A 12236-nucleotide genomic window follows, 5' to 3' on the forward strand; every position below is an offset into this window, starting at 1 on the left:
GCTGGCTGCTTAACCATTTTTATTCAACGCGTTACATAGTCAGCCAAGCGCGCAAAACGTCATCATGATTTACCAAACAATATACGGTCATGCAGCAAACGCGGGTATAAACCCACCTGGTCGCTGTCTCGGCGAAATCACTCAATAATGTGATGTTACTCATGCGATGCGTGTGTGTTTCAGGCTTGTTAAAATCCATGTCTGGGTATAAAGTTAAACAAGCGTTTAATACAGGTGAATGAACAATGGCAGGACGAGGCGACACCAAAGCAAAAATTCTGGATGCCGCGGAGCAGCTCTTCGCCGAGCACGGGTTTAAAGAAACGTCGTTACGCACGATTACCAGCAAGGCTGGCGTTAACCTTGCCTCAGTGAACTATCACTTTGGCGACAAAAAATCACTGGTGCGTGCCGTGCTCGGACGCTACCTCGAAGCGTTTATGCCAGCGCTCGGTGAGCAGCTGCAAGCGCTCTTAGTGCGACCAGATTGCACGATGGAACAAGTGTTCTTATGCGCAAAACAGCCAGTGCTTGCGCTTGATGCGTATCGGCCACATGGTGCAGCCACCTTTATGCAACTGATTGGCCGCGGTTATACCGATGTACAAGGCCATTTACGTTGGTTTATCACCACCCGTTACGAACACGTGCTATCGCTGTTTAACCAAGCGGTACGCAAAGCCAACCCCGCACTGACGTCAGAGGCGGTGTTTTGGCATTTACACTTCACCCTTGGGGCGGCCATTTTCACCATGGCGTCCAGCGAAGCGTTGCGTGATATTGCCGAAAACGATTTTGGTCGCACCCTTGATACTGAAGCGATCGTTGACCGCTTAATTCCGTATCTAGCAGCAGGGATGAACGCCAAACCCGCGGCAATGGCACAGCAGGGGCAAGTGCTCGCCTTCGCGACGGAGTCACAAGCGGAGTAGGGCAATCAAAACACATCAAGCGAGGATGCGGTGCGTCCCGCTTATTTGAACCACTCAGCGCAGCGACAGGTGTATCACGGTGCGTGAAGTGCAATGTAAAAACCCGTTCTGGTCGCACAATAACAGTAAAAAGAGTGCAACCATGATCAACAAAAGGACCTGAATCATGAGCTCTCAAACTTCATTACGTCGTTCACTGGTGAGTGATAAAGCGTTTACTTTCTTCAAAAAAGTGCTGCCACCGTTATCCGCCACTGAGCGTGAAGCGATGGAAGCCGGCAGTGTGTGGTGGGACGGTGAACTGTTTTCCGGATCGCCGAACTGGAAAACCTTGCACCAATATGGCAAGCCGGGGTTAAGCGCGGAAGAGCAATCGTTTATCGATAACCAGCTAGAAACCCTCCTGGCGATTTTGGATGATTTTAAAATTGTCCAAGAGCAAAAAGATCTGCCGGAAGAAGTCTGGGATTATCTGAAAAAAGAGCGCTTTTTCTCGCTAATCATTCCCAAAGAATACGGTGGCCTCGCGTTCTCGGCGCTTGCCAACTCTACCATCGTATCGCGCATTGCCACCCGTAGCTTAAGCGCAGCGGTGACCGTGATGGTGCCTAACTCRCTGGGGCCGGGTGAACTGCTGACCCATTATGGTACCCAAGACCAGCGCGACTACTGGCTGCCACGCTTGGCCGATGGCCGTGAAGTGCCGTGCTTTGGCTTAACTGGCCCAGAAGCAGGCTCCGATGCTGGGAGTATTCCAGACCGCGGCGTGGTGTGCATGGGTGAACACAATGGTGAACAAGTGCTGGGGATCCGCTTAAGCTGGAACAAACGCTACATTACTCTGGCCCCCGTGGCGACCGTGGTGGGCTTGGCGTTTAAACTGGGCGATCCAGACGGCCTGCTGGGTGACAAAAAAGAGCTTGGCATCACCTGTGCCCTGGTCCCCGCAGACCACCCTGGCGTTGAAATTGGCGATCGTCACAATCCGCTCAACATGGCATTTATGAACGGCACCACTAAGGGCGAGGATGTCTTTATCCCGATTGATTGGGTCATCGGCGGCAAAGACTACGTTGGCCGCGGTTGGCGTATGCTGGTGGAGTGCCTATCAGCCGGTCGAGGGATCTCGTTACCCGCACTGGGGACGGCGGTAGGGCATCTCGCCACCCGTACCACAGGCGCTTACAGTTATGTGCGTAAACAATTTGGTATGCACATTGGCCGCTTTGAAGGGGTAGCAGAAGCCCTAGGCCGCATGGGCGGGTTGAACTACTTAATTGAATCGACCCGCACCCTGACCACCACCGCGCTTGATCAGGGAGAAAAACCGGCGATCATCACCGCGATTTCCAAATATCACATGACCGAAATTGCGCGCACCATCTTGAATGACTCGATGGATGTGCACGCGGGTCGTGCGATTCAGTTGGGACCCCTAAACTACATCGGCCATCATTACTTTGGCATTCCGGTGGCAATCACGGTGGAAGGCGCGAATATTCTTACCCGCAACCTAATGATCTTTGGTCAGGGGGCGACCCGTTGCCATCCTTACGTGCTTAAAGAGATGGAAGCCGCGGCGAACCCAGACCAAGAGGCCGGCGCCCAAGCGTTTGATAAATTGCTGTTTAAACACATTGGCCATGCCACTAAAAACAGTGTGATGGGGCTGGTCAACGCGCTGACCGGATCGCTGACCAACCGCGCGCCGGTGAGTGGCGAGACGGCCAAATACTATCGTCACCTTACCCGCATGAGTCGTGCACTGGCGGTGACCACCGATGTCGCGATGTTGTCTCTTGGCGGTGAGCTGAAACGCCGAGAAATGCTGTCCGCGCGTCTGGGGGATGTTCTGAGCCATCTTTATATGGCGTCGGCAACGTTGAAGCSCTACGAAGATGAAGGCCGTCCGAGCCAAGATCTGCCGATGGTGCACTATGCGCTGCAATATTGCCTAGCCCAGTGTGCCAAAGCGTTTGATGGGGCCTTTAATAACTTCCCTGCCAAAGGGGTGGGCCGCAGCCTACGTGTGCTCTTGTTCCCGCTCGGCCTGCACTACAAAATGCCCTCTGACAAGCTGCTTAATCAGATTGCCGAGCAGTTAATGACACCGAGCGCAGAGCGCGATCGTTGGACGCACTTATGCTATGTGGGCGACAAAGCCGACGATCCGGTGGCGGTGATGGAGCGTGCGTTTACCGCAATGTGGGCGTGTCGTGACACCGAAAAAGCCTTGATCAAAGCGGTGAAAGCCAAGCAGATTGATGGCAAAGCCAGCTTGGCGGATCGCTCGCAACAAGCGGTTGAGCAAAATCTCATTACTGCCGAGGCGCGTGACAAACTGCTAGAGGCTGATGCACTGCGTGCTTATGCGGTACAAGTGGATGACTTTAAAGCCGAATGGTTTACCTCCAGCCAGTTAGAAGGCGGTGCCATTGCCAAGCCCAATCCAAGCAAAGCGGCATAAAGGTCGCTAACTTGCGCGAAAAAGCGTCTGCACCTCGCAGGCGCTTTTTTATTGGCGCTGACACTTGGGGCCACAGTGCTGAGATCTTGCCCACTATTCTTGCCTGCAACACCTCCAACCACTGGGTATTTTTGCCCTTTTTCCGTAAAAGGGGATGCATAGGCAGGCGTTAGTATTTATCCTTAGCCTCAATTTTGTGAGGGACGTTGAATATGATCATCAAACCTAAAATTCGTGGATTTATCTGTACGACGACACATCCTGTTGGTTGTGAAGCCAACGTAAAAGAGCAAATTGACTACACCAAAGCGCAAGGCCCGATTGCGAATGCGCCTAAGCGTGTACTGGTTGTGGGTGCCTCCAGCGGCTATGGCTTGTCCTCACGCATTGCGGCAGCCTTTGGCGGCGGCGCCGCAACCATTGGCGTGTTCTTTGAAAAACCAGGCACCGAGAAAAAGCCTGGCACCGCAGGCTGGTACAACTCAGCCGCATTCGACAAGTTTGCCAAGCAAGAAGGCCTGTATTCAAAAAGCCTGAACGGCGATGCTTTCTCGCATGAAGCCAAGCAAAAAACCATTGATTTGATCAAACAAGATTTGGGGCAAATCGATATGGTTGTCTATTCACTGGCTTCGCCAGTGCGTAAGCTACCTGACAGTGGCGAGCTAGTGCGCTCGTCACTGAAACCTATCGGTGAGACCTACACCTCAACCGCCGTCGATACCAACAAAGACCAACTTATCGAAGCGAGCGTAGAGCCTGCCACCGAGCAAGAAATCCAAGATACCGTCACCGTGATGGGCGGCGAAGACTGGGAGCTTTGGATCAACGCCCTTAATGACGCCGGTGTCCTTGCTGAAGGCTGCAAAACTGTCGCTTACAGCTACATTGGTACAGAGCTTACCTGGCCAATCTACTGGGAAGGCGCGCTAGGTAAAGCGAAAATGGACTTAGACCGTGCTGCCAACGCGCTAAACCAAACACTTGCCGCCAAAGGTGGTAGCGCCAACGTGGCGGTACTCAAAAGTGTGGTCACCCAAGCCAGCTCAGCGATCCCGGTGATGCCGCTTTATATCGCCATGGTGTTCAAGAAAATGCGCGAAGAAGGCGTCCATGAGGGCTGCATGGAGCAAATCTATCGCATGTTTACTCAGCGCCTGTATCAAGCCGATGGCAGCGAGCCAGAGGTAGATAGCGAGCGTCGCTTGCGTTTAGACGACCTAGAGCTGCGCGAAGACATTCAGCAGCACTGTCGCGACCTGTGGCCACAGATCACCACAGAGAACCTCACTGAGCTGACCGACTACAACGAATACAAAGCTGAGTTCTTGAAGCTATTTGGCTTTGGCGTTGAAGGCGTAGACTACGACGCAGACGTGAGCCCGGTAGTGGAATTTGATGTCGAAAACATCTAAAACCGCCTAGCAAACACCCAAAAGAGGTCAGCCAAACGCTGGCCTCTTTTTTATTGGCTGAAAGCTAACCAAACGCACCCCAACTCATGGTTTTTTGCTTTACAAGCCAATCCCAACCCAATAATATACGCCGCGTTCCGGAGAGATGGCTGAGTGGTTGAAAGCACCGGTCTTGAAAACCGGCAAGGGTTAATAGCCCTTCTAGGGTTCAAATCCCTATCTCTCCGCCACATACCGAAAAGCCGCTGCTTAGTCAGCGGCTTTTTTGCGTTTATACTCCCGTAAATTTCTAAACTCTGACCCCGCCAACATTTTAGGCGATTCTGTCTAAACAGCTATTCTGCACTCTGGTACGCTAACCCTCAATATTTCTGCCTCTTACATGGCTTTTTGGACGCCGCTAACCAACGGCGGTAGTGTGGGCGTTAAAGCAAATCCATTGGGCTTGTCGTGCCCGCAAATTGTTGCCCGATCACATGGGTATAGATCTGCGTGGTAGAGAGATCGGTATGGTCCTATAAGGTTTGAATGGTGCGAATATCGTAACCCGCCAAAAGCATCTGTGTGGCAAAGCTATGGCGAAACGTATGACAGGTAACGTGCTTATGGGTGATGCCGGCCTTTTGCACCGCACGGTTTAAGGCTTTACGCAATCTTACCTAGCGGTTGGTTTAAAAACTGGTTGTATAGGAAGGCCAGTGCATTAAGGGCAACCTTTTGTGTGTTCGGTGAAACTTGCTGCGCATTCGCCAAATAAGACAGAAACGTTTTTACATCCTCGTCACTGAGCTCTGTCGGATGTTGCTTATGATGGAAAAGGATAAACCGGCGCACCCAGTATAGGTAACTCTTCTCAGTTTTGATCGCATAGTCTCGTCGCCTAATCTCATGCTGAAGGCTTGCCATAAACGGGCTTTTGGTCATGATCCTTTCCCTCCATCTAAGACTGTTTATTCATACAGCTTATTGGTAGAGAAAGCCAAATAGTGTGCACGCTTTTTCGAGGCACATTCACATTATCGCCGAAAGAGAAAACTTTAGTTCAATATAATCAGACGGTTATAACTTCGCCTTTGAGGATAGTGTGAACGCATTGTCCGGGATAGGCGGCATGCACACTTTTGCAGACAAGGTGATTGCTTCAAGCTTTAAAAATGTGTTTAATTATAGGTAGTTAGTTAAAAAATGACGCGTATAACGGTTTTGACAAATCGAGCACGCGCACTAATACAATGTTATATTTTGAAGTAGCTGGGAACATGAGAGTTTTTATTTACGCAATTCTGAGCATTTCTATCTCTGTTGTTTCTCTCTTTGTTGATTGGGGAAGTGATTCCTACACGTGGTTTCAGCGATCAGGTGCATTTGTTGTTCTGGCTGGTGCGATTCTGAGTTACCGAAGCATCTTCAGGATGGGAGTCTCTGGTGTTGGTGGTGCCCCTCACAATGGGATAAGCATCGGTAAGGTTGTTGGTTCATTTGAAGATCCTGAGAATGGGCGAAACATGATAGAGGTTGAACGCTTCCAAGAAGACATCGCCTACGAAAGGCAAATTCTCATTGATCAAATTGCAGGTTATTTGGGAGCTTTATTGGCCATTGTGGGAACTGTAATCTGTGGGTACGGAGATTTGCTTGCGAAAATATAACAATCGCAGCCACGGCGACGGCCTTTCCGTTGCGGCTACGCCGACACTACAAAGCCGCGCATGCTGCGGGCGTTAAGGCTACAAGGAAAATGGATGCTTAAAGGGTTAACGGAACTGCTGAATTATTTTCGTGATGAGCGCCACTACAAGCGGGATCAGCAGGATCAGGCGCTAATGGCGATTCGGCAGGCCCTACAAGAAACAAAGCAATATTTGGCGCTTCGTGATAGGGGTGCAGAACGTTCAATTGAAAAAGAACACGAGCTATCAGATCTCTGGTCTATTGCCGGCGTTCACGCTCGCGAATTTGGCCCCGATTTGGCACGGCGTCTAGGAGAGAAAAGCAGCTATTGGCTTGAGCCCGAAAACTGGGACACCGAAGAAATCTACGAGGCCGGGATTAAGATTGAGCGTATCAACATGGAAGTCTCTGAACTCCTTGGGATGAAGCCTTAACAAGTGGGTGAAGCTGACCGATACTACGCTGCACTCCGTCCCGGCAGCTTACCCAAGGCGTTAAATGGAATCAGAAATGGATGCCTTCCAAGAAATCGAATCTTTAGAAAAGGAGCTGGTAGATCCCAGCACGCAAAAGAATGCTGCTCGTCTTCAGGAACTACTGTCAGATGATTTTCTTGAGTTCGGTAGCTCAGGAATGGTGATCCGTAAGCGGGACGTAGTAGATAGCACCGACACTCCGAGCATCGCCACATATCAGCTCAGTGATTTTGAGTTCAAATCGTTGGGAGATGAGCATATTTTGGTTACGTATAGGTCGGTGAAATCAGCTCGGGAGTTAGCCTATCGAAGCTCTATTTGGGTAAAACAAAATGGGCGTTGGCGAATGCTGCATCACCAATCTACCGTAGTACCCGGTGCCATTTAACAATACGCGTCACGCGGATGTCCTTTACGCCGCTTCGCTCTGTAAAGGCCACCGGTGCGCTCAGCGTTATGACAATAAGTAGAGAAACTATGGATATAAAAGTTGAGCTCCCTCCGGGACCACGACAACGTGAGTTTCTCGATTATTTGAATTCCTCACTTCGAGAAAGAATGGGTTCGTTTGGAGGATCGTCTGGTGTCGCCGAAGACGGAAATTTTGAAACCGCAGTCGCCGGGAAAACAAAGTTAGATTCAGGTGAAGTGGACCTTGTTTGGAAGGTAACGATTCGTCCGGATGGCATGCTGGATAGGGTTTCTGTTTTTCCTAACCAGGCGGGAGATAATGAGACAGGATGGAAGATATCTGCCCATGCACTGATCTCATCCGTTTTATCTTCTGTGATCTCTGAAAGAAAGAAGAAATATTTTAAACGTAATTTTTTCTTCTATATTGGAGAGCAACTGGATGGGGAGTATTGGCTTCCCGGGTTTAGGTTTGCACCAGCTTACCCAAATGATCCTAATCCCCATCTTATGAATGCTGAAAGAATTATCAGCATTGATCAAGAGATTGAAGCTATTGATGATATGCACGCCACATCAATTGCAGAGGAATCGGCGCGGCGTCATGCGTCAAGAATGTCGCTTCTACTCAATACAGCATTATATCAACCCGATAATGCACATAGATGGGTAATAAAAAATCCGGAAGATGGCGCTGGGTTGACCAGTGAGCGATTGCAGCTAGGTTTCGCAATAAAAGAGACTAATCTGGATAAGATGCCAAAGAAGTCTTCCGTATGTCAGTTGGGGAAGTACGAAGGGAGACTATCAGCACAATATCGGGTAATGGGTGAATTAATGAGTCTCCCTCCTGAAACAAGAAAAATATTAAGAGGAATCGATAGCGCTGAACCAAAAATAAGAGAAGCATTCGATCGTGGCGCTCGACTATATCAAGTGGCAGCTACATGCGGCAGGTCATTTCCGTCTGTAGGTCTTGCCTATCGAGTCGCAGCAGTTGAGGCTATTTGTAAGACTGAAGATCCTGGCGGTAATTTCAGCGATTTTATGCGAAAGCATGTTTGCTCATATAGCGATATTGATGATTTGTTGAATTACCTGTATGGGTCAGTCCGTTCAGCCCACTTTCACTCAGGCGAATTCCCAAATGGTGAGTTTTCCCGAACATATTACTTTGATCCGTTAATGGACGCAGAAAACACTCACAGAGATGCGATTCATCGAGCATGCTTTCAAATAACTAGAGAGGCTATCATTAGATGGATAGTATCTTTGCTCCCAGATGATATCCTTGTTTCGGGCAATGAGTCATAACAAGCGCATGTTGTCGGAATGGTTTTCCGCTGCGCTCCAAACCATCCGCAAATGCGGGCTACATGGATTCCCCCGTTCGTCAAGCATCCGCGAAGCGTATTGAGTTTGGTTTGGACTGCCGCTCTACATTCGGCCTTTTACTGACTCACGTCATGGCCCTGATGACATTGCGCGGTTGCAGTGCCTAATTCGTTAGAAGGCATCAAGGTGCCCGCCGCATTAACAGGCTCTCTGCAAATGGTCTTCACCGATANAGAGGGATTCCCCACGCTTGGCATTTTTGGTTTGGGTCAAATTTAGTGTTTACGGCGTCCAAGTTGAGTGTCGTGGTAGCGTGGCTCACATCTTAATTGGGCTACATGGRTTCCCCCGTTCGTCAAGCATCCGCGAAGCGTATTGAGTTTGGTTTGGACTGCCGCTCTACATTCGGCCTTTTACTGACTCACGTCATGGCCCTGATGACATTGCGCGGTTGCAGTGCCTAATTCGTTAGAAGGCATCAAGGTGCCCGCCGCATTAACAGGCTCTCTGCAAATGGTCTTCACCGATACTCATCAACTTGCGTGTGCAATGACCCGGTTGGTGTATTTCTCCTTACGACAGCGACGAGTTAGGCCGCGTAGTCTTGATAATCCGTTTGATGGTGCAATAACGCCCACACAATGCGTGCATTTTTGGCTGCGAGAGCGACAATGGCGCGATTCATGCCACGTCGCTCAAGGACATTTCGCCCCCAAAACACTGAGCCTATCTTGCTTATCGCCTAGGTTCGTGATGACGGCTCTCGCGCCATGCACTAAGAGTGTTCTGAGATATTTATCTCCTCGTTTACTAATACGACCTAATCGAGGCTTTCCKCCGGTTGAGTACTGTTTGGGCACTAATCCAAGCCAAGCAGCAAAATCTCTACCGGAATCAAACTGTTCGCCTTTTCCGATAGTGGCGATAATCGCCGTTGCTGTTTGTGGGCCAATGCCGCGAACATTAAGAATACGCTGGGCATTAGGACTGGCCTTGGTAACCATATMGAAACACTGCTCGGTATCGGCGATACGCTGATTAAGTGTTTGTAGGTGGTCAAAACAATCTGCCACKACAGCACGAGCAATATCAGGCAGGCCATTCTCTGCTGCCTCGAGAATGAGTGGTACCTCTCTGTGAATGGCGGCTCGTCCCGTTGGAATAATAATGCCGAACTCTGCCAGTAATGCACGAATACGATTAATGAGGGCGGTACGTTCATTGACCCAATGCTCACGTACACGATGAGTCGCGAGAATCGCTTGGCGTTCGGGTGACTTAACAGGAATGAACCGGCTGTTTGGACGCTGAACAGCGTCACAAATGGCAACGGCATCGTTCAGGTCATTTTTTCCTTTTGTGCGATAAGGACCGACGTACTTTGCGGCCATGATACGGGTATCGTGACCGAGCTTGTTGAATTCTCTAGGCCGCACCTAAGTGTGGCAGATCTTCAAGAGGGGGAATCCATGTCATTCGTTATGATTTTAGGGGGCTTTAGTGCAGGTTCGAAAAACTAGTCTTAGGAATGATTTAGCATTCCATTTCTTTACGGATGCCACCGACTTTTTAGACCGGTTTGATATTCTGTACGAGGAGTACTCTAAAACTAAAAGGTTTAAGTGCTTTGTAGAGCTCTTAATGGGTTTTGAGTGCATTTTGAAATCTCATATATTTCTTTCCCACAAAAGTGAAAACATGGAAGAAATCTATAGATTGGTAAAGAAGACCGGACATGATTTAAGCAAATTAGCTGATCTTTCCAGCTATTTGGATGACGCCACATACAAAAATGTTAAAGACGAGCTGGGAGAGTACTCTGTCTTCATTCGGTACTCTCTTGATGCCTACGAACATTTTTTACCCTCTTTTATTGGTTTTGGAGAAGGCAAGTTTAATTACTCATCTACTATGACAAACCATGCTTGGATGATGAAGATGAGAAACTTGCTATCAAGCTTAATCGAACCAACCGCTACCGAGTTTACCGGCTTTGTGAAAATGGATTTTGATAACATCTTCGACGACGAAAAGCGACTGAGAGAGTTTGCAATTAAGGTTGGTATAGTAAAATCATAACAATCGGCTGCACAGCGACTGATTTTCCGCCGCTTCGCGGCTACAAACCGGCGCGTGAGCCGCGCGTTAGACAATGAAATATTTCGGAGTTCTGAGTTACCCAAAAAGGAGAAAACTGTAATGCCAGGTTTGTTTTCGTACAGGCTATTTATAAGTCATGCATGGCGCTACGGCGACCGGTATCGGAGAGTAATAGACTTTCTGGATGCAGCCAACAACTTTAGCTATACGAACTATTCGGTTCCTTCGGATAGGGCTTTTGACCGGATGAATGTGAGTCAACTTAAAGAAGAATTACGACAGCAGATACGCCCAACCCAAGTCGTAGTGATAGTCGGTGGTATGTATATCGCTCATAGTGACTGGATCCAATTCGAGATTGATTTTGCTAAAAGTCTTGGAAAGCCGATACTTGGGATTAGGCCGAGAGGCGCTCAAGTGATGCCTCGGGCAGTCTCAGAAGCTGCCGACGAAATTGTGAATTGGAACACGGCTTCGATGGTGGGAGCGATCAGAAGGTTGCGCCGCTAATGGATAGGGAACATTATCCAGCACTTTATCTAGGTGCCGACTCTGCTTCCAATAATGCTCAAAAAGAATATCTTCATTTATTGAGAGCAGAGTATTTTCTTCTTGTATGTGCAGCAGCYTTCAGTATGAGTTGGGCTACTGAAAAGCACTTCCTCATCGCATATGCACTCGTTTTTGTTGCCGCCGCGGCAATATTGCTTTTCCGTTCCTTTCGAAAGCCTGAACAAGTCTGGTACAGGTGTAGAGCTCTTGCCGAGTCAATAAAAACATCTACATGGCGATATATGATGAGGGCAGAGCCTTTTGACGACGCTGAGTCAATAAGAATGCCTCGTGCAGAATTTAGAAATCACCTCCGAGAGATTCTTAAATATAACAAACAGGTCGGGGAAAATATCGCAGGGTACTCTTCAGATGAAGAACAGATTACTGGAGAAATGGAGCGAGTCCGGTTGCTGAGCTTGGAACAACGTAAAGATCTTTATAAAAGTCTACGGATTACAGACCAGAGAAAGTGGTATACAAAGAAAGCAGGAGCAAATAAATCTGCCTTTCGATTTTGGGTCAGCATTATGGTTTTGGTTTATCTGCTCGCCACACTAAGTGTCTTGTTAAGGATTTCTTTTCCGGAGATAAAGCTCTGGCCAACGGAGCCGTTGACAGTGCTGGCTGCCTCCATTGTAGGCTGGATTCAAATAAAAAAATTCAACGAACTATCATCATCATACACGCTTACAGCTCATGAGATAGGGATTATTCAGGGCCGAATTGACGAAATAGAAGAGGAAGGTGAGTTTTCTGACTTTGTGAACGAGGCTGAATTAGCGTTCTCGCGAGAGCATACCCAATGGGTTGCTCGGCAGCATGAATAGAATAGTTTCTAACAAATGGCTGCTGTCGGACAGCCAAAAGCTCTGGC

At 48.8% G+C, this 12236-nt stretch carries 10 protein-coding genes, 1 tRNA gene and 2 pseudogenes; 11 read left to right on the forward strand and 2 right to left on the reverse strand.

All coding sequences use genetic code 11. The features are described 5' to 3' along the window. The first annotated feature begins 245 nt into the window (after positions 1 to 245). The 4 genes from BZG73_RS09875 to BZG73_RS09890 all read left to right on the forward strand — a co-directional run bounded on the left by BZG73_RS09875 (position 246) and on the right by BZG73_RS09890 (position 5044). A complete protein-coding gene (locus BZG73_RS09875) occupies positions 246 to 932 on the forward strand; it encodes a TetR/AcrR family transcriptional regulator (protein ID WP_077668201.1) in 687 nt (228 codons plus the stop codon). Positions 933 to 1098: 166 nt separating this feature from the next. Beyond that, complete coding sequence (locus tag BZG73_RS09880) at positions 1099 to 3399, forward strand: acyl-CoA dehydrogenase (protein ID WP_077668202.1); 2301 nt, start codon at positions 1099 to 1101, stop codon at positions 3397 to 3399. Positions 3400 to 3611: 212 nt separating this feature from the next. Beyond that, positions 3612 to 4814, forward strand: a complete 1203-nt coding sequence (fabV, locus tag BZG73_RS09885) for an enoyl-ACP reductase FabV (RefSeq protein ID WP_046073466.1) — start codon at positions 3612 to 3614, stop codon at positions 4812 to 4814. Positions 4815 to 4953: 139 nt separating this feature from the next. Further along, a tRNA-Ser gene (locus BZG73_RS09890) sits at positions 4954 to 5044 on the forward strand. A gap of 195 nt (positions 5045 to 5239) precedes the next feature. Here the strand turns inward: BZG73_RS09890 and BZG73_RS16375 are convergent. Further along, positions 5240 to 5738 (reverse strand): annotated as a pseudogene (locus BZG73_RS16375) (phage integrase N-terminal SAM-like domain-containing protein). Between the two features lie 335 nt (positions 5739 to 6073). On the opposite strand from BZG73_RS16375, the gene BZG73_RS09905 reads away from it, so the two are divergent. From BZG73_RS09905 to BZG73_RS09920, 4 genes are all read left to right on the forward strand, one after another. Further along, positions 6074 to 6463, forward strand: a complete 390-nt coding sequence (locus tag BZG73_RS09905; protein WP_131826190.1) for a hypothetical protein — start codon at positions 6074 to 6076, stop codon at positions 6461 to 6463. 93 nt (positions 6464 to 6556) lie between these two features. Then, positions 6557 to 6919, forward strand: a complete 363-nt coding sequence (locus tag BZG73_RS09910) for a hypothetical protein (protein WP_077668204.1) — start codon at positions 6557 to 6559, stop codon at positions 6917 to 6919. A 64-nt stretch (positions 6920 to 6983) separates the two neighbouring features. Continuing rightward, complete coding sequence (locus BZG73_RS09915; protein WP_077668205.1) at positions 6984 to 7349, forward strand: nuclear transport factor 2 family protein; 366 nt, start codon at positions 6984 to 6986, stop codon at positions 7347 to 7349. 89 nt (positions 7350 to 7438) lie between these two features. Next, positions 7439 to 8686, forward strand: coding sequence for a hypothetical protein (locus BZG73_RS09920; protein WP_077668206.1), 1248 nt, complete (start codon positions 7439 to 7441; stop codon positions 8684 to 8686). A gap of 610 nt (positions 8687 to 9296) precedes the next feature. Here the strand turns inward: BZG73_RS09920 and BZG73_RS09925 are convergent. Continuing rightward, positions 9297 to 10134: pseudogene (locus tag BZG73_RS09925) on the reverse strand (IS110 family RNA-guided transposase); the annotation flags it as partial. Positions 10135 to 10405: 271 nt separating this feature from the next. Here BZG73_RS09925 and BZG73_RS09930 point away from each other — a divergent pair. From BZG73_RS09930 to BZG73_RS09940, 3 genes are all read left to right on the forward strand, one after another. Continuing rightward, positions 10406 to 10786, forward strand: a complete 381-nt coding sequence (locus BZG73_RS09930) for a hypothetical protein (protein WP_131826191.1) — start codon at positions 10406 to 10408, stop codon at positions 10784 to 10786. A 120-nt stretch (positions 10787 to 10906) separates the two neighbouring features. Continuing rightward, a complete protein-coding gene (locus BZG73_RS09935; protein ID WP_077668208.1) occupies positions 10907 to 11317 on the forward strand; it encodes a TIR domain-containing protein in 411 nt (136 codons plus the stop codon). Next, positions 11317 to 12189, forward strand: coding sequence for a DUF4231 domain-containing protein (locus tag BZG73_RS09940; protein WP_077668209.1), 873 nt, complete (start codon positions 11317 to 11319; stop codon positions 12187 to 12189). Before BZG73_RS09935 ends, BZG73_RS09940 begins: the two co-directional genes overlap by 1 nt. Positions 12190 to 12236: the final 47 nt, after the last annotated feature.

Origin of the sequence: Salinivibrio siamensis (assembly GCF_001996005.1) — a bacterium.
GTDB classification, from domain to species: domain Bacteria; phylum Pseudomonadota; class Gammaproteobacteria; order Enterobacterales; family Vibrionaceae; genus Salinivibrio; species Salinivibrio siamensis.